General features: G+C 44.2%; 19 protein-coding genes. 6 read left to right on the top strand and 13 right to left on the bottom strand.

The features are described 5' to 3' along the window. Positions 1 to 89: 89 nt before the first annotated feature. The 3 genes from MJ595_RS05445 to prlC all read right to left on the bottom strand — a co-directional run bounded on the left by MJ595_RS05445 (position 90) and on the right by prlC (position 2,855). Positions 90 to 260, bottom strand: a complete 171-nt coding sequence (locus MJ595_RS05445) for a hypothetical protein (RefSeq protein WP_263081458.1) — start codon at positions 258 to 260, stop codon at positions 90 to 92. A 254-nt stretch (positions 261 to 514) separates the two neighbouring features. Next, positions 515 to 763 (bottom strand): YheV family putative metal-binding protein, encoded by a 249-nt coding sequence (locus tag MJ595_RS05440; protein WP_263081457.1) that lies wholly within the window; start codon positions 761 to 763, stop codon positions 515 to 517. Between the two features lie 55 nt (positions 764 to 818). Beyond that, positions 819 to 2,855 (bottom strand): oligopeptidase A, encoded by a 2,037-nt coding sequence (gene prlC, locus MJ595_RS05435; RefSeq protein ID WP_263081456.1) that lies wholly within the window; start codon positions 2,853 to 2,855, stop codon positions 819 to 821. 85 nt (positions 2,856 to 2,940) lie between these two features. Between prlC and MJ595_RS05430 the strand changes: the two genes are divergently transcribed. From MJ595_RS05430 to MJ595_RS05415, 4 genes are all read left to right on the top strand, one after another. Continuing rightward, entirely contained in the window at positions 2,941 to 3,483 is a 543-nt protein-coding gene (locus tag MJ595_RS05430; RefSeq protein WP_263081455.1) for a gamma carbonic anhydrase family protein, read from the top strand. Between the two features lie 357 nt (positions 3,484 to 3,840). Next, complete coding sequence (locus tag MJ595_RS05425) at positions 3,841 to 5,166, top strand: transposase (protein ID WP_263078492.1); 1,326 nt, start codon at positions 3,841 to 3,843, stop codon at positions 5,164 to 5,166. Positions 5,167 to 5,687: 521 nt separating this feature from the next. Further along, entirely contained in the window at positions 5,688 to 6,422 is a 735-nt protein-coding gene (locus MJ595_RS05420) for a GAF domain-containing protein (RefSeq protein ID WP_263081454.1), read from the top strand. A 125-nt stretch (positions 6,423 to 6,547) separates the two neighbouring features. Beyond that, positions 6,548 to 6,763: a hypothetical protein gene (locus MJ595_RS05415; RefSeq protein ID WP_263081453.1), complete on the top strand. Its 216-nt coding sequence runs from the start codon at positions 6,548 to 6,550 to the stop codon at positions 6,761 to 6,763. Here MJ595_RS05415 and MJ595_RS05410 read toward each other — a convergent pair. From MJ595_RS05410 to MJ595_RS05370, 9 genes are all read right to left on the bottom strand, one after another. After that, entirely contained in the window at positions 6,760 to 7,419 is a 660-nt protein-coding gene (locus tag MJ595_RS05410) for a YiiX/YebB-like N1pC/P60 family cysteine hydrolase (RefSeq protein WP_263081452.1), read from the bottom strand. The two genes, MJ595_RS05415 and MJ595_RS05410, sit on opposite strands and share 4 nt — an antisense overlap. Then, on the bottom strand, positions 7,395 to 7,979 hold the full coding sequence (locus MJ595_RS05405) for a biotin transporter BioY (protein ID WP_263081451.1): 585 nt from the start codon (positions 7,977 to 7,979) through the stop codon (positions 7,395 to 7,397). Before MJ595_RS05405 ends, MJ595_RS05410 begins: the two co-directional genes overlap by 25 nt. Positions 7,980 to 8,094: 115 nt before the next feature. After that, complete coding sequence (gene aroE, locus MJ595_RS05400) at positions 8,095 to 8,937, bottom strand: shikimate dehydrogenase (protein WP_263081450.1); 843 nt, start codon at positions 8,935 to 8,937, stop codon at positions 8,095 to 8,097. A 39-nt stretch (positions 8,938 to 8,976) separates the two neighbouring features. Next, on the bottom strand, positions 8,977 to 9,888 hold the full coding sequence (gene hemF, locus MJ595_RS05395; RefSeq protein ID WP_263081449.1) for an oxygen-dependent coproporphyrinogen oxidase: 912 nt from the start codon (positions 9,886 to 9,888) through the stop codon (positions 8,977 to 8,979). A 41-nt stretch (positions 9,889 to 9,929) separates the two neighbouring features. Further along, positions 9,930 to 10,496 (bottom strand): L-threonylcarbamoyladenylate synthase, encoded by a 567-nt coding sequence (locus MJ595_RS05390; protein ID WP_263081448.1) that lies wholly within the window; start codon positions 10,494 to 10,496, stop codon positions 9,930 to 9,932. Between the two features lie 91 nt (positions 10,497 to 10,587). Beyond that, positions 10,588 to 11,736: an IS4 family transposase gene (locus MJ595_RS05385; protein ID WP_263079026.1), complete on the bottom strand. Its 1,149-nt coding sequence runs from the start codon at positions 11,734 to 11,736 to the stop codon at positions 10,588 to 10,590. A gap of 163 nt (positions 11,737 to 11,899) precedes the next feature. Next, entirely contained in the window at positions 11,900 to 12,403 is a 504-nt protein-coding gene (gene purE, locus MJ595_RS05380) for a 5-(carboxyamino)imidazole ribonucleotide mutase (protein ID WP_263081447.1), read from the bottom strand. An 86-nt stretch (positions 12,404 to 12,489) separates the two neighbouring features. Beyond that, positions 12,490 to 13,608, bottom strand: a complete 1,119-nt coding sequence (gene dprA, locus MJ595_RS05375; protein ID WP_263081446.1) for a DNA-processing protein DprA — start codon at positions 13,606 to 13,608, stop codon at positions 12,490 to 12,492. A gap of 12 nt (positions 13,609 to 13,620) precedes the next feature. Beyond that, positions 13,621 to 14,652, bottom strand: a complete 1,032-nt coding sequence (locus tag MJ595_RS05370; RefSeq protein ID WP_263081445.1) for a LysM peptidoglycan-binding domain-containing protein — start codon at positions 14,650 to 14,652, stop codon at positions 13,621 to 13,623. A gap of 198 nt (positions 14,653 to 14,850) precedes the next feature. Here MJ595_RS05370 and def point away from each other — a divergent pair, with 198 nt between their 5' ends. Continuing rightward, entirely contained in the window at positions 14,851 to 15,357 is a 507-nt protein-coding gene (gene def / locus MJ595_RS05365; RefSeq protein ID WP_263081444.1) for a peptide deformylase, read from the top strand. A gap of 178 nt (positions 15,358 to 15,535) precedes the next feature. Then, positions 15,536 to 16,135 carry a hypothetical protein gene (locus MJ595_RS05360; protein ID WP_263081443.1) on the top strand — a complete coding sequence of 200 codons (600 nt, stop codon included), beginning with the start codon at positions 15,536 to 15,538 and terminating at the stop codon, positions 16,133 to 16,135. 108 nt (positions 16,136 to 16,243) lie between these two features. Here MJ595_RS05360 and MJ595_RS05355 read toward each other — a convergent pair whose 3' ends face one another. Beyond that, positions 16,244 to 17,611 (bottom strand): transposase, encoded by a 1,368-nt coding sequence (locus MJ595_RS05355; protein WP_263078002.1) that lies wholly within the window; start codon positions 17,609 to 17,611, stop codon positions 16,244 to 16,246. Positions 17,612 to 18,369 lie beyond the last annotated feature (758 nt).

Here is an 18,369-nt window from a genome sequence, read left to right as displayed (position 1 = left end):
GTTCAGGGGTGACATTTTTTCTTTAAAGCTCCGCTTTGTTAATTGGCGGCTCAGTTTTGATCGGCTTCATTATTTTTGCTGCCTTATTGTCAATACCAACGATCATCGACGTTCATCATGCGGGAATAGCTGGTAAAGCCACGATTGCTCAATAAAAGGCTATGGGCTCTTTCCCTTATACATCTCAGAGGTCCGTAGTGTTTGGCGAATTTCAAAGTTAATAAAACAGCTTCATCAGTGATTGTAGTGACGTACTTCATAGGGAGAGGGATTTAAAGACCAGTACTCTCTTTATAATAGAGTAAATGTATCATTCAATAGCTATCTGATCGTTAGATCAAGAAGTAGATTTCTCGTACTGGCCGAACATCCAGTTTATTTGAAACCAAACTATGACCTACTTAAAGATCAACTATTTTGGCTTAATAAATTATATTTATCACTATAGAGAGTATAAAAACGCTCAATTACAGCATCAAAAAAGACGACAATTACTTAACATATGTTACAGGCCTCACGAGCCTTTACTTGCATCACCAACAATCCTGACTATATCCACATCTTCCTCCAAAACCTGCTCTTCACGATCAATCCTTGCCTGGGGCAGGCTACCTTCCAGGGTGGATTCAGATGGCATTTTATCGGTAAAGCCACAGTCAACACATTCACGAAACTGCTGCCCTTCATGGAGATACATCCGTACACTGTCCATCTCTCCACAGGAGGGGCACACTGCACTGGCAATAAATCGTTTGATTGGCATATTAACTCCCTGTAATAGGCAGGGGCTTATGCACCAAGCCCCCGCCATGGTTTATTTATGATTCAAGAATTCCGCTATGGCGAAGCAGTGCATCAATTTTGGGCTCACGTCCCCTGAAGTTTACAAAAAGTTCCATAGGTTCTGCTGAGCCACCTTTCTCTAGAATTTCGTTGAGAAAAACCCGTCCGGTTGCTTCATTAAAAATCCCCTCTTCCTCAAATCGGGAAAAGGCGTCTGCTGACAGCACTTCAGCCCACTTGTAGCTGTAGTAACCTGCCGCATAACCGCCGGCAAAAATATGGCTGAAACTGTTCTGAAAACGATTGAAGACCGGTGGTATAACCACCGCAACCTGATTCCTTACCTTATTCAGAACATCCTGAACATTGATACCCTCCTGATAGTCTTTATGCAAACGAAAATCGAAGAGTGAAAATTCAAGTTGCCTGACCATCATCATGGCAGACTGAAAATTACGAGCGGCCAGTAATTTCTTTAATTTATCAGAGGGCAGTGGCTCATTAGTTTCATAATGCCCCGAGATCAGTGCCAGCCCCTCCTTCTCCCAACACCAGTTTTCCATAAACTGACTGGGCAGTTCCACAGCATCCCAGGCAACACCATTAATGCCTGAAACCGGAGCATAATCCACCTTGGTCAACATATGGTGCAAGCCATGACCAAATTCATGGAAGAGTGTCACTACTTCATCATGGGTTAACAGGGCAGGCTTGCTGCCCACTGGAGGCGTAAAATTGCAGGTTAAATAAGCCACGGGGAGCTGAACCTGGTCATGAGTTACCCGTCGAACCCGGCACTCATCCATCCAGGCTCCACCCCGCTTGTTTTCACGGGCATAAAGATCAAGGTAAAAACGACCAATGATTTTAGAATCACTACACACATTATAAAAACGCACATCGGGGTGCCAGCAATCAATGCCTTCAGCCTGTTCAAAGTGAATACCAAACAGGCGGGAAGTCACTTCAAACATACCACTGATTACTTTTTCCGCAGGGAACCAGGGACGTAACTCTTCCTGGGAAATGGCATAGCGAGCCTGGCGCAGTTTTTCGGAATAATACCCGATATCCCATGCCTGAAGCAGTTCAAGGCCACACTCATCTTTTGCAAAAGCTTGGAGCTCAGCCAGCTCCTGTTCAGCCTGAGGCTTGCTTCTCCTGGCGAGATCTTCCAGAAATGCCATAACCTGCCCGGGATCATCCGCCATCTTGGTTGCCAGAGAGTATTCAGCATAGTTCTTAAAGCCTAATAACCCGGCAAGTTGATGCCTGAGCTTCAGTATTTCATTAATTTTTTCCGAGTTATCAAATTTACTACCATCCGGCCCCTGGTCAGAGGCTCTGGTGCTGTATGCGGTATAAACCTCTTGCCGTAACGCCCGGTTATCACAGTAGGTCATCACAGGGAAAAAACTGGGGAAATCGAGATTGATGAGCCAGCCTTGCTGATGACCTTTAGCTTCAGCAAGCTGCTTCGCACCTGCAAGGGCAGAGTCTGGCATCCCGGCCAGATCCTCTTTATTTTCAATGAGCTTTGTCCAGGCCATAGTGGCATCCAGCACATTGTCAGAAAATTGGCTGGTTAACTCAGAGAGTGTCTTCTTGAGTTCTTTAAACTGTTCTTTTTTATCGTCTGGCAGCGCTACCCCCGCCAACCTGAAGTCCCGGAGCTGATCCCTAATCACTTTTTTCTGGGCAGCATCCAGAGTCCCAAACGCATCTGAATTGGACAGCTGCTGATACGCCTCAAACAAGGCACGGTTTTGACCCAGCTTGGTAGAGTATTCGGAAAGCAAGGGCAAGCAGGCATTATAAGCCTCCCTGAGATCTTCACTGTTCACCACTGCATTCATATGGCCAACTGGAGACCACGCCTTACTCAGTTTGTCGTTAATCGTATCAAGGGGCAATTGCAGGGTATCCCAGCTAAACTCCTTGTTGTCCTGTAATAGACCATCAACAAATGATTCATTGTCACGGATGATTTGTTCGATAGCCGGTTTTACATGCTCCGGTTTAATCCGTGAGAAGGGAGGCAGCTCAGTGGGATCAAGAAGAGGATTATTCATTACTGGATGACCTTATGCCGGGTTGTTATTGTCTAAATGGGCTCTTCATTCAATGATTTCAAGAGAATAAAAGGTAATTATTCAAGTGACTAGCAAGATTAAAGGCTTTCAGGGCAAAGTTCCTGTCATAGGGCAAAGGGTCTATGTGGATAACTCTGCCGTGATTATTGGTGATGTCCAAATAGGTGATGATAGCTCCATCTGGCCCACTGCAGTTATCAGGGGAGATATGCACTCCATCATCATTGGCGCCAGGACAAGTATTCAGGATGGTTCAGTTCTCCATATAACCCATAAAAGTCACTATAATCCAGCGGGCTATCCTCTTGATATAGGCAGTGAAGTCACCATTGGTCACAAGGCTGTTCTTCACGGTTGTACTATTCAGGATCGTTGTCTGATAGGCATAGGGGCTATTGTTATGGATGGGGCTGTCGTTGAGGAAGAAGTGATGGTGGCTGCCGGATGTCTTGTCCCCCCCGGAAAACACCTCAAAAGTGGTCATTTATATAAGGGAAACCCCGCAAAAATAGCCCGTCCATTATCTGAAAAAGAACGTCAGTATTTACGCTATAGCGCCGATAACTATGTAAAGTTAAAAGATCAGTATTTAGAAACAGTCTCATAGAGATAAAATCCATTTCAGCCCGGAAATTTTATTTCCTATCCAGAAAGATAAAATACCATTTATCTTCCGGGTTGATCATCATTTTATACCAAGGGAAAGTCAGGGATGCTGGACTACTTAAAACGATATAGCTTAACTTTTCAGTTTTTTATCGGTTTTCTATTATTTACAGTAGTGCCAATGATGGCAGTATCTGTCATCAATGCTAATCAGCATAAATCTCTTTTACATGAAAAAACCATCATTGAATTAACCTTACTTAATGAATAGTTCTCGACTTTAGAGTTACCAAAGAACAATAGTACGATTTTCATCTGAAATCGGTTAATAGCAACCATCTCCAAACAAAATACAAAGATGGTTGCTATGCTCACTTCAGATCATAAAGAGATCCTCCGGGAGCTTGCCTTATATACAACGTTTCTTGCTTCAGCGCTATCCCCAACAGCAGTACCTACGTTCTGCGAACTTCTTTTTGGCTGCATGCTATCCGGGCAAGGCTTTGTCACTCAGGCGCTGTTATCTATTAATAACTTTCAATGCGTATGGAGCAGTTACCACCATTGGCTCTCTCAAGGCAAGTGGCGGTGGAGGAGCCTCGCATGCCGGCTCATTCAGCTGGTATGCTCAAAAGTACCACGGGGTGAACTTATCAACATTGGTCTTGATGATTGGGTGGTGGAGCGTTTTTCTGACAAGGCTCCCGCTTGCCGAACCCATCACCAGCACAGTAAAAAAAGGAACCGGCCAACGTATATCTGGGGACAATGCTGGGTATCCCTGGCTGTTGTATTTGAGCGGGCTAAAGATGAAGTATTTACTGCCATCCCTGTGCTTTCCTTTCCATCTCCTGCTTCAGGCAATGCCAGTAAGCTAAAAATCGCTGTTGCCATGCTAAAAGTAGTGAGGCAAGAGGTGAAGGTGCAAGGACTGCGCTTGCTGACAGACTGTTGGTATATGAACTGGACGCTAATGCAACCCGTTCTGGAAATGGGCTATGAAGTAGTAGGGCAAATCCCGTTAAACCGGGCATTGTATGCCTTACCGTTGGAGTCCACTGCAAAAAAACGTGGGCGACCCAAAAAGTATGGCATCAAAATGACGCCCCCGGAAGTGGAGAAGCTACCGGAATATCAAACAACCGTAAGAATATACGGCAGATTTCGAAAGATACGTTATCGCACCCGGGTATGTCGGGCTCGCTTCCTGAAAGGCCGCAAGGTTCGGGTTGTCTGGGGTCGGTTTGAAAATGATAAAGGACTGACAGAAAGCCGTATATTCATTGCAACCAATACTGGACTTGAAGGTATAGACATCCTTCGTATTTATGCGAAAAGATGGCCGGTTGAACCCATGTTTCAGCAAATTAAACATTCATTTGGTTGCCGCCAGTTATGGCAGCAAAAGCTGAGAACTCTGTTGCGGTGGATGCATCTGAAGATGGCTGGATACGCATTATTGCAACTGTTGACCGTCTGTAAAAATCAAGCAAGCGTGGGCATTTCAAGGATTCCTTGGCGGGATCAGGATACAACCACCGCTGGCATGCTAAGATTTGCACTCGCAGGAATTATCCCCAGATTACCTATTCGTGAGGGCTGGAACCGATATAGCCAAAAATATGAGTTCAATTTTAATAGTTTGACTGACGGAATAGTCAAAGAAAAGAAAAAAGCGGCATAAATAGCGGCAACAACGCAATAATCAAGAATAATACCGAATCTGAAAAAACGTTTGGATGTATTTTTGCACACAATTTTTAAAATATAACCAAACGTTCATGTCATACTAACTCTAAAGTTAAGGAATAGTTAGCAAAACAAGTACTTAACCAATCAAAACAACAAGGGTTATCCCACTTAAAAACTGCCTATAACAATGAAGTAATAGCTTACTTGTTAGATGAGCAGGCCAATGCCTTTTATATCTCCAACCCTATTGATGAAAAAATCAACTATTCCAGTGGAATCCCTTTCATTAGCTGGCAAGAAAAAAACATCACTCACAGCACAGAATCAAATAGCACCGCAAATAAAAGCCCACTGACTTATTATAAAAACAGTCTAGGCTTAAAAATGATTAGCATTTTCAGACCGGTTAATTTATCCGGCAATCAACGATTGCTGGTTACAGAGATACCAGAAAAAAGAATCAATACTTTTTTTATTAAAACAAAACTAATAAACATCGTTGCCTTTATTTGTATGCTGACGACTTTTATCTTTTTATCACTGGTTATTTCCAGACAAATCAACCAACCTCTAAGAAAAGTATCTTCATGGGTTCAGAAAATAGCGAAAGGGGATTCTGCAAACTGCGAAATCATAAATACCAGTTTTGAATTTAATAATTTAAGTCAATCTGTTATTACTCTTAATAAAAGACAGTTACAGTATAAAGAATATCAGGAACAACAACTCTGGTTAGAGCACAGCATTTCTGGTTTATACAAAGAGATGAATGGCATAATGAACCTGGGAGAGCTTTGTTGTAAAGTGACCGGTTACCTGGCCAGATTAATTAACTCTCCTGCCGCTGCGATGTACCTTGTGGATAAAAACTATACCTTGTCTTTAAAGGGGCAGTATGGTTGCTCATCAAAGGGAGATTATCTGGAAATACTGCAACATGATGATGGCAGCTTGCTTATTGAAGCAGTAAAACACAAAGAGTCCATTGAAATTTCAGAGCTTCCGGGAAATTTTTTCCGAATAGAGTCAGCACACCTGGATAAAAAACCAGACACTGTATATATCATTCCTTTTTGTTATGGTGCCAGGGTGAAAGGGCTTTTGGCGTTTGCCTGTCTCACCAAGCCAGAAAAAAAGTACAAACAACTGCTTGCAAATACTGCCTCGCCACTGGCAAATGCTATACACTCCCTTGAGCTGGCAATATCAGGAAATATAAGCGCTATAGATTTGACTAACATCAGCTAGTTTATTCTTATTTAAAATAAATTTAATAATTATATAAATAATAAGATATATAAAACCAAAGTAATTATACTAGTCCCATATTCCTACTACGCTATTGGTATAACACATAAATTAAATATGTATATATGAACGATATTAAATCCACAGCAGCCGAAAATAGCATATTTGACTTATACGATAAGGCTTACCTTGAAGAGCAAAGAAAGCTATTTGAGGAAGAGAGAACTTCACAAAAGCAAACACTTTATAACCAAATGGCTATAAATGAACATCAAACTTCTTTCAAAGATAGAAATTCAAGATTAGCTGCAATTGTTGCTAAACATCGCTTGATTATCTAAACAATTTCACACTGAGCATTAAAACTGCTACCAAATTCCCTCAGGTTTTTAAAAGGCAGCTCACCCACTATCTTCACAATGGTTAACTGATGTGATAACGAGAGTAATGCCGGATGTGAACCCGGTTGACCCTCAGGAACCCTTTCACCCCGGCTTTTGTAAAAGATATCCCAATAAGGAAATATCTTTCCTGTTTCAGGATCTTTAAAACTCATTGGGGTTTCCTGGAAAAGGAAATGACCATTATTGGCGAATCTAAAAGCCTCTATAATCAATTGGCTACAATACCACCCCGAGCAATTTCCGTAGCTATTATCATAAGGATGCGATAAGCAATCCTGAGCAAAATCAATAGCCTTATCCACAAGAGAGCAATACTCAGGTATTAACCTGGCAATAGTGACACAAGGTTTTCCCTTTAGATCAATGGCTGCCCTATTGACAAATTGTTCCACTTTGACTTCTTGTACCCTGGGTGAAACCGCTTCAATAATATGATTATTACCGATATACAGTCCTACGTGATTAAGAGCCTGCCCATTGACGCCGGAGAAAAGCCGACTGATTAACCATTCCACCTCCTGCCCCTTGCTAAGCTGAAACAAGAGGTCTCCGGGACGCAATCCTTCTTCTAACATCTGTTCTTCAGTTTCCATGTTCCGGGCACACATAGTACAACAAGGATTATTTTTAATGCATCTCCAATTATAAAGGGGTAAAGCCCTGCTAAAAAAGTATTTTGCCAACTCCCCACAAAGTAATGTAGCCACCACAAACCGGAAAGATAGAGAATCACATGCCCAAGCACTGATATTGCTATCAGCTTATCAAGAGAACCGGATAAACATTCCTTTGCTTTTTCAGCAAGGTATCCACATACACCAGAAACCAGAAGAAACCCGAAAAGATAGCCCGCGGTGGGCCCTGTAAAAACGGTAACACCTGTCAGATGTGATGCAAAAACAGGCAACCCACAGGCTCCTAAACCAAGCCACCCAAGAACCGAAGCAACAGCCAGACGATGGCCAAAGGTCAATGAAATCAGAAATAGAGCCACTGTTTGAGCTGTAATAGGAACAGGTTCTATAGGGATATAAATCTTTGACCCCAGCGTTAATAAAACAATACCAGAAAAAAACAGGGCCAAAGGGCGAAAAAAAGCATCTACTTTTACTTCCAGGCTTGTAGCCGCAGCAGTTTGAATAACAGCACTCATACCCTGCACTCTCTAATTATTTATAGAAGTCGAAAGTATAGATCAATCAATCACTGCACAAAGAGGATATTATTTAGGGGCTGTTGACGTTTGCTCCTGTGCTCACGATCAAACGTCAGCAGCCCCTAAGAGCAGCCAATACCGAAGCGGTCTCTGGACGGACTCCACGCCAAATAAAAAACTGTTCTGCCGCCTGCTCCACAAGCATTCCCAGCCCATCAATACATTTGAGTGCCCCGGACTCTCTGGCCCATTTATTAAAAACTGTCTCTCCAGAGCCATACATCATGTCATAACACACGGTTTCCGGATTAATGATATCGGGAGAAACCGGTAATGTTTGTCCCTGAAGACTGGCAGCAGTGCCATTAATAATAAGGTCAAAATCCCCTTGAATCATATCGAAACTACAGGCATTCAGCCTTACCTGATTAGAAGATTTTTTTTCCTGACTGAATATCTCTACCAGCTCTTCTGCTTTACTGAACGTTCTGTTGGCCACAGTGATTAATGCTGGCTGTTCATTTATCAGTGGAGCCAAAACACCTCTAACTGCACCACCAGCCCCTAACACAAGAATTCGGGTATTTTTTACAGGAATGTCATGGTTCTCTGTCAAATCTCTAACCAATCCAATGCCATCCGTATTATCCCCATTCAGGCAATTATTTTCATCCCGCCAAAGGGTATTTACGGCACCTGCCGTTTTTGCACGCGCTGTTTTTTTATCGGCCAAATACCAGGCTGCCTCTTTAAAAGGTACAGTAATACTTAAGCCATGATTTCCATCGTTAAAAAAAGCAGCAACCCTCTCTTCAAATAAACCAATGGCAACCTCGATAGCATCATAACGCAGTTTCTGTTGTGTGTTTTCCGCGAACAGGGCATGAATCCGGGGGGATTTACTATGGGCAACAGGGTTACCCATCACCGCATAACGGTCTGCTGGAGCGGCCATTTTTCACCTCAATTTTTTGCTGTTCGGTTTTCAGAAAACTTAAACCCAATCTCTTACTTTTAGACAGTCAGAGTATAGCTTTGCTTCTTCCGAACCTTCCTCCGGATGCCAGTTATAGTCCCAGCGAACCAATGGAGGAAGAGACATTAGAATAGACTCTGTTCTGCCACCTGACTGCAAACCAAACAAAGTTCCCCGGTCGTATACCAGGTTGAACTCTACATAGCGCCCACGGCGATACTGTTGAAATTTCTTGTGGCACTCGGAAAAAGTCTCGCCCTTTCGCTTTCGGACTATTGGCAGATAGGCTTTAATATAGCTATCCCCAACAGCCTGGATAAAAGAAAAGCACTGATCGAAAGACCATTCATTCAGGTCATCAAAAAAAAGCCCACCAACCCCTCTTGGCTCATTTCTGTGCTTCAGGAAAAAGTAGTCGTCACACCACTTTTTATAGCGGGGATAAACAGTGTCACCAAAAGGGTCGCAAGCAGCCTTTGCCACAGTGTGCCAATGGACACAGTCCTCCTCAAACCCATAATAAGGTGTCAGATCATAACCGCCGCCAAACCACCAGACAGGATCAGCACCTGGTTTTTCTGCCACAAGTAACCGTACATTTGCGTGTGATGTGGGAACAAAAGGGTTGTCTGGATGGACCACCAAGGAAACCCCCATCGCCTGAAAACTTCGTCCCTTCAGTTCAGGTCTTTTGGCTGTGGCACTGGGAGGCAGCGAGGCTCCCATTACATGGGAAAAATTAACCCCGGCTTTCTCAAAAACATGTCCTCCTTCAACAATACGGGCACGGCCACCGCCTCCACCGTGGTACTCCCAGCTATCTTCCTTAAAGTGAGCTTCACCATCCTCTACTTCAAGTGCCTGGCAGATTCGATCCTGGAGAGACATCAGGTATGCTCTGACATCATTTAGCTTAACGGCAGTTTCCATAATTTAGCCCATTCCCTCTCTATTGAAGAACCAGTAAACCGTTACCCGGCACGAATAACCCGGTTGGTTTTGAGGTCACGAATTTCAGAAGGTGTCTGTTGTGAACCCAGCTCTCCCGGCACGATAAAATCAACCTGTCCCGAAAATTGTTGTTCAACCTGTTCTTTAGTTAGCAAGGGTGGCTCCCCGGCTTTGTTAGCGGATGTTGATACCAGTGGCAATCCGGTAGCAGAGCACAGGTAGCGAACAATAGGGTGATCACTGATTCTAATGGCAACCGTATCAAACTGGCCTCTAATCCATTTTGGCGTCCAGCCATCAGGATCAGGAATCAGCCAGGTATAAGGTCCGGGCCATCCCGAAGTGAGCCGCTCTCGCTCACTATCCGTTAATGGATCAAGAATCGGACTGAACTGTTCTTCCGCAAAGCCAACCAGTATGACACCTTTCTCCACAGGCCTGGATTTAATGGCCAGTAACCGGTTAACAGCCTCCTGATTCCATGGGTTGCAGCCCAGCCCCCAAACAGCTTCTGTGGGATAGGCGATCACCCCACCTTGGGTCACCGCATCCACTGCAAGGTTTAGTTCATCAATATCAAGGATCATGAGGTTAGTTATACATCTAGAGTTGGATTACACGGCCAATATTACCAGAAACGCTGGCAGCCTGTCGGACCTCTGTAGGGGACAATTATCCCTAACTCTTACTGTCGCAATGAGTGGCTGGCCTTACAGGCTGGCCAAACATCTCAATATGAAACATTAATTCTGTACTGGATGAAGTACGGTCAAACAGAAGGCTTGCCAGCCACTCCAGTCCATATCGAAAAATACTATTGGCAAGGCGTCCATGTTTTAGCCTTTTGATGGGCTTAATTTCAGCACGCCATTCTCCTGTGCAGTAAGCCCAACAATAGGCAAGGGTTACAATTCCCAGCAGGCGCTCAATACGCTCTCTGTCTGACAGGTGTGTACTCTCCAGATCGAAACCTCTACCCTTTAAAGCTTGGAATAGTGTCTCAATTTCCCATCGCCTCATGTAGTCACCCAGCGCCTCCTGACCTGCTTCATTGCTGATAATGATGACGCGTTCCTGCTCTGAGCGATAACAGGAAAGAAATACACGAACACCCCAGAGTTCCCGTGCATGATTCAGATGCATGCTTTCTCCCACTTTCAGACTGAAAAATCGATACGCTTTCAATTTTTCCGTTCGATGGCGGTTCATTGTGCGGGTGTCGTTTGGAATGCGGATACGGAAAGGAATTTTCTGCGCTATCAGCCACTTTAACCATTTTTCACCCCGAAACTCACGGTCTGCGGTTAAATACTGTATACGCTCTGTACCCAGTAAGTTGATAAAACGCTTCAGCAGCGTGATTCGTTCCTCCATGCTGGACATGCCCTTTTTGGGAAGGAGCGTCCAGACAATAGGAATGGCAGTGCCTTTATAAGCAATTGCCACCATCATGATATTGATTTTGAACTTTCCAAACTGCCAGTTGGAGCGATCCAGGCACACAATCCAGTTGCCTTCAGGCACCATCCAGTCAACAACCATTCGTGCCACACAATCCAGCTCGAAGCCTTTCCACATCAGGAAACGTTTGAGGCGCTTACGTCTGGAGTCTATTTCAGTGTGGTGCCCCATCGTTTGAGCTATACGGGACAAACTGACCGTGCCAACCTGTATAAGGCCAAAGATGGCGAGAGCCATAAGGTTAATACGGGATTGATGCCAGTTAAAAGAAGCTTTAAGCTGTTTTTCCAGAGAATGAGTATGCTGCACAAAAAGTAAACTGCTTGAGGTAAAGGACTTGCAGAATACTGATTGAAAGCAGCTCATTCTCCCTCATAGATCAACGTTTACCTCAGAATTGTCCCCTACAGAGCTGTCGGACTTAGCCCGATTCTTGTTTATTATGGATTGACGATTCCAGAGAAGTAGTTAATGGGGAATAGTGTGACAGGCTGTTCTCTATTCCCCCCTACTGATAAACCGGGCTGTATTATTTTAACTGATTCTGCAAAGCGGCATCTTTGGCAAGAATTGCTTCAGCATTAGCTTTGCGTTCCATTTTGAGCCGATCAGACAACTCTTTGTCGTGTAAGGCAATAATTTGGGCGGCAAGATAACCCGCATTCTTTGCCCCCGCTTTACCAATTGCCACTGTTGCCACAGGAATGCCTCCTGGCATTTGCACTGTAGACAACAGGGCATCCATACCGTCTAGTGGGCCTGCATCAATGGGAACACCAATCACAGGCTTAACGGTGAGGGATGCAACCACACCCGCCAGATGCGCAGCCATACCGGCACAGCAAATAAACGCAGCAGCCCCTCTTTCATCGGCATCGTGGACATAGGAGTGGGTAGCATCCGGGGTACGGTGTGCTGAATGAACCTTAACCTCTACAGGAACATCCAGCTTTTTCAGTACATCCACGGCTGACTGGACTTTTGGCAGATCAGAATCAGACCCCATCAGAATCGCGATAAATGGCTTGGACACCTTAGCTCCTCCCTCAGGACAGTGTTAAGGCCGCTAGTTTAGCAGGGAGAAGGGAAGATAACGATATTTCTTAATGCCATCAGATCTCAACAGGATCTGAGAAAGCCACCTGGCACAGATTGAATAAAACCACTTAGCTCCATATCTGTCAGTATCACTGATAATTCATCATAGGGGATACTGCACAAAGAGCTAATAAGGTCGGGAGAGATAACATCGAATCCCATCGCTTCGAGAATTTTCTTATGTGCCGGATCGGTACACTTTGTGATAGATACAGCACAACCCTCAGACTCCAGCAGCAAATGTTGAATTTCCGGCTTAAGCTCTAACAAAATATCTTCAGCGCTTTCCACCAATACAGCGCCTTCACGGATTAATTTATGGCACCCCTTGCTAAGCGGGTTCATAACGGAACCCGGTATGGCAAACACTTCCCGCCCCTGTTCTGCGGCAAGTCTTGCTGAAATTAATGAACCGCTTTCAATGGCCGCTTCCACCACCAGTACACCCAGAGACAGGCCTGATATCACTCGATTCCTTCGGGGAAAGTTGGCAGGATTTGGCGAAGTGCCTAATGGCAATTCACTGACAATAGCCCCTCCCTGCTCGATAATTTCTGAATAGAGCGAAAGATGGGATCGTGGATAGACTTGATCCACCCCCGTGCCTAACACCGCCACAGTATTTCCATAACCTGCAAGGGTTCCCTGGTGAGCAGCGCCATCAATCCCCATAGCCATGCCACTGGTGATAACAAAACCACTGCGAGCCAGCACCCCGGCAATCTCCGCAGCAACCCGTCTACCCTGGGGGGTTGGTCTTCTACTACCAACAATGGCCAGCTGGGGCTCAGACAGTAATACAGGATTACCAACCACGTAGAGTATGGAAGGGGGATCCGGCAGCTCTTTCAACTGAACGGGATAAGCATCAGACTCAACACAGAGAATATGGTGGGCTTCACTGGCATCCATCCAACCCCTGGCTTTATCCAGCTTTTTAGCGATATCACCTGAGTTCTTTTGCTCAACAATGGCCCTGGCACACGCCTCAGGGATCCCAGCCTTTAATTCTGCCAGTGACGCAGATAAAACCTGTTGAGGTGACTTAAAGTGCTGCAAAAGCCTTTGCACCCTCACCGGCCCAATGCTCTGAATACACGATAGTCTTAACCAGGGTTCAAGTTGCTGCCAGGAAGTCATCGTCACTATGCATTATGGGTTGTTCAGAAAATCGCCAATTTCTATTTCTTGGCTGGCCGACATAACAATACCATAGCTTAATTTATCAAAAGATCGATAGATCATAGCCATGCCTATATCCTGGGGGGGAAGTCGAACCTTTTGTTTGGAAAATCGATCCCGAATTTTCCTATTGGACTGGATGGCCAGAACATCCCCCGGCCTTAGACTTTCCTGGTTACCAATACTGATAATAATCGTATCGTGCTTTCCGGCTTTACTGTCACCATTTAAAATACTCACCACTTTGCCATGGACTGCCTCTACCGGTGCCTTGGGATAAAACATCGTGGCAGGTGCAAAAGAGTCCCCAGATATAACCCTGTCCCCTGGCTTCACCGGTCTTTTTGCACTAATGACCTTCAGAGTACCGACACCCTCTCCAAGTCGTGACAGACTAGCCTCCCCCACTTTGTAACCTATGACTCCAAGCGTCTGACCAGTGGCGGGATCTTTAATACTTTTACCTCTGCGCAATAACTCATATTTCCCGCCGTAATCCGGGAATCGCCCACGAGCAAAAACCGTATCACCAGGGCTGGACGCAACCCTGTTATTTTGGGATGCAAAGATATAGGGTGCCCTGACAAGCTCTTCCTTAGACGAAAAAATACGACTCTCTAGCATGAAAGTATTAATCTTCCGTAACGGAATTGCAGGAATGGCTTTATCAATAGGTGTTGTCCTGATTTTAGGACTGAGCTTTACTGTCCGCCCTGTATCCCCTCTTTCAGAAACCGCCAGTCTGGGCTGACCATCAACCTCTACCAGACTGACAACATCCCCGGGGAAAATCAGGTGTGGATTATTTGTCTGAGGGTTTGCATGCCAGAGTTCAGGCCAACGCCAGGGACTTTCGAGGAAGCGTTCGGCAACCCCCCACAAGGTATCACCTTCCTTAACTGTATAACTTTTCGGGGAATCTGCCTTGATAGCCGTTGTTTGCACAGTCCAGCCAGAAACCGGAAGACAAGATAAAATCAAGGCCAGAAACCCTACTCTCATCCTGTGCCTCCCTCTGATCGCTATCAACAATGTACTATACTACTCTCTCGACCACTGACAGGGTTTCTGAATAAAAGAGGTGCCGACCCTGAAAGAAAATTTCCGGGCTAAGGCTATTTACCCAATTGTTCATTCTATAGATGCTCCTTACAATGAAGGAAAAAACGCTTACCTTAACTTGAGAGTTATATATTACTGATGGCTATCCTGGACGTTCTGGAATACCCCGACCCAAGACTACGCACTGTTGCCAAGCCCGTTACAGTGGTAGACGATGATATCCGTAAAATTGTTGATGACATGCTGGAAACCATGTACCACGCTAAAGGCGTTGGTCTGGCCGCCACCCAGGTAGATATCCACCAGCGGATTGTTGTGATGGATATGTCAGAAAATGGCGACGCCCCCATCGTGCTCATTAACCCCAGCTATGAAGCTGTCAACGAAGAAAAGTCAGAGCTTCAGGAAGGTTGCCTGTCAGTACCAGGGTTTTATGAGACCCTGGGTCGGTTTGAAAAAATCCGCTTGACCGCACTGGATAAAGAAGGCCAGGAGTACACCACGGAACTTGATGGCCTGGCTTCAGTCTGTGTACAGCATGAACTCGATCACCTGGAAGGCAAGCTGTTTATCGACTACCTGTCTCGTCTGAAGCAGGATCGTATCAAAAAGAAACTTGAAAAAAATAAGCGGCTGAAAGCCTGATAATAAAGACTCTTTCCCCCTCCGGAGCCATAAAAAAATGGCTCCAGCTTCTCTAACCTTCTGAAACCAGTCATATTTAAACTAAACTCATTATGCACCCAAATTAAAGAGTATAAAAAAACAAGCTTTCTTAACGGCAGCTTTTGACTCGTTCTATTTTTACATAAAGGTTGTGTACATGAGATTTTTTCAACTTTATCAAACATATTTTTTATTTTTGTTAATTGTTATCTCTACCAATTCTTACTCAAACCAAACGACGATGGGTGAGTTACTCCAAAAAACATTTGAATTCATTACAAAAAATAAAACACCTGAAGAAACTAAAGATCAACAAGATCTAATTACCACTAAATTCAGTAGAGGTGAAAATCTAACACCTGGAGACTTCTGTTATTTATTCTTTGATAGCAACCCAAAAAATTTTGAAAATATAGATCTGATAAACAATATTATGAATCAGCTTTTATTGGTTCAAAAAGTAGAGGATGTATCTGACTTGCCAGACTACTTACAAATCCTGGAACCACAAAGAAGTAAAAAAGATCCAGCATTGGAGAGTTCTTTATTAGAGTATTTTGTATCTCTAATAGAGGAAGATTCTGACAGTTTTATCGCATTGCTATCATATTATGCTGGTCGATATGGAGAATATCCCATATCCGAAGAATGTCGAAAAAAAGCACTTAAAACAACACTTTTACAAGTTTTACCAAAAAAAGAAGATATAAACCCCAGCTATTCCCGCATGATGAACGTCGATGATCGTTGGTATTGACAATAAGGCAGCAAAAATAATGAAGCCGATCAAAACTGAGCCGCCAATTAACAAAGCGGAGCTTTAAAGAAAAAATGTCACCCCTGAACGTAGCTACGATATGGCCGGTTATGATGTATCGAATGGAATCACCCTTTTCTCTTCAATACCATGAGTTACTGTGTAAAAAAGCCCCTCCCACGTTTTTATCAGCCAATGCAAAAAATAGCCCTGTATCCATTTCCATAATGCTATACGGACTCCTTTTGAGCGGGTTCTTAAAGCTTCCTGAAACTGGGGACAGCACAGTTCCTGTATTTGATCTACGAGAAAAGCAAGCATCGTCAGATAGGCCAGATTTGTGGCTAAGTGCTTCTCACCGTGACCGTAGTTATGTTCGAGATCGTAGCCTTGATTTTTCAGGGTGTTAAACGTCTGGTTCTCAATATGCCATCGGCAGCGCCCTCCTTTCATGACGGGTTCTATGGTTTCTTCGTTAAGCGGAATATCAGTCACCCAGCACCAGATATGCTGTTTACCTTTTTTATCGGTTTCGACAAAATCAAGCACATTAACCTGTTCTGCATATTTTGCCTTGTTCAGCCTGACGTCATTGGCATAGCGAAACCACCACTTAATTCCAGTCTCTTCATTAACTTTTTCAGCACGGTGAACTTTTCCTTCTTTATCCAGCTCATCCATCGCTTCAACCAGCGAGGCATGGTTGCCATCTTTCGCGACAATGATGTAATGCCAGCCATAACTCTTAATCAGTTGGACAGTGGGGTTGTCAGCATAAAGACTGTCCAGAAGAATAACGAACTTTAGACGTGGGTGATGCTCTCGTATGGTGGCAAACAACCGTTTAATGGCATTTTTTTCACAGTCATTTTTGGTCGAACCGTCCTGGCAAACTATGGCTTCCGGTGCCAATGGCAAGACTGTTTTTTGATCCGGGTGAGCAATGCATGCTGCCATTAACTGGTGGTAGTGAGCTTCGTTGGCCTTTCCCTTATTTTTAGTACAGCACTCCTGACAAGGTTTTTTATTATTGCAGGAGTAAAATAGCCCAGTTCCATCGATCGGGAGCAAGTAGTGATTTTTCAAGTTCCCGCAGTGAAATTCGAATGCCTTCAGTAATCCGCCCCTTTGGACGTTAGACAGCAATGTCTTAAAAGGCTTTTTGAACTCTACGGGATCTATTGGATCCAGGATTTCCCGCATACTGGTATCACAGGGAGCACGTTTTTTTATCTGATACAGGTGCTCAAGGTTATGCCTTACTTCTTGCTCTGTTTTATCACGCTCAAACGAGAGGAGCGATGGGTACTTGAGATGCATCATGGCAAAAGCGGACATGGAGGCATCATGTATTGTTATTTTTCTGGAATCCTTGTTTGGTCGGACATCTGGAATTTGCTCATAACTTTCAGAAATCGTAGTAATTAAACTGTTTGCACAAAGATGCTTACGACTTTTTTGGAATGGATAAGCCATGAGAGACAGCCATTGATAAAGTATCCCTATCAAAAGTAGACGTTATTTTGTGCGAAATCACTCCATTTGGAATTTACTGTAAGCCTTGCTGTTGCAGTGATTTAATTGATGTCACGGGAATAGCTGTATAAACCCTGAAGAAAAAATTGCCAGACTAAAGCTTCAGGCTACTTATGTTTTTACAATGACAGCGGTTACCATGTTTAACCATAACGATACTTTTCCTGCTGATAGGCTTAACAAATCCCCCTCTACAGGATGGTGTTTCAGGTTAACCACTGTTGCTGCCATAATTGCTGGTATTTTATTTTTCAACCAATTACAGATAGTTTGGTAATTAATATGGGTTATTCACTATTTTTCAGAAGCAGGTTTGCTCCAATAAAAATGACCATAATTTACCAAATAAAGGTCTGGAGTGTTTTACACTCCTGGCGACTTTTCATATTATCCCCCACCAATTTCACTGAATTCATTTTCGTCGGTAAGTCGCAGGGTCATTTTTCCCGGCGCCTCCTGCGAAGGATTTCCACCATTTAGATAGGAGACTGTCCGAGAACAGGCTCCTAGGGGCTGTTGACGTTTGATCGTGAGCTCAGTGGCTCGTAAAGCGGTTTTCCGCAATACCCAATGGGGCACACCGGGCGGACTGGTGCAGGCATAGTTATTCTACGTCAAGCCAGTCCAACGCAGTCGGAAAGCCGCTTTACGAGCCACCCGAAGGGCCAAAACCAGCGATTCCGTGCCGTCGTTGCAGT

This window comes from Endozoicomonas sp. Mp262, from assembly GCF_025643335.1.
In the GTDB taxonomy this organism is placed as follows: Bacteria; Pseudomonadota; Gammaproteobacteria; order Pseudomonadales; family Endozoicomonadaceae; genus Endonucleibacter.
The sequence above is the reverse complement of the archived record's forward strand: the minus strand, read 5'-3'. Positions and strand labels throughout refer to the sequence as shown.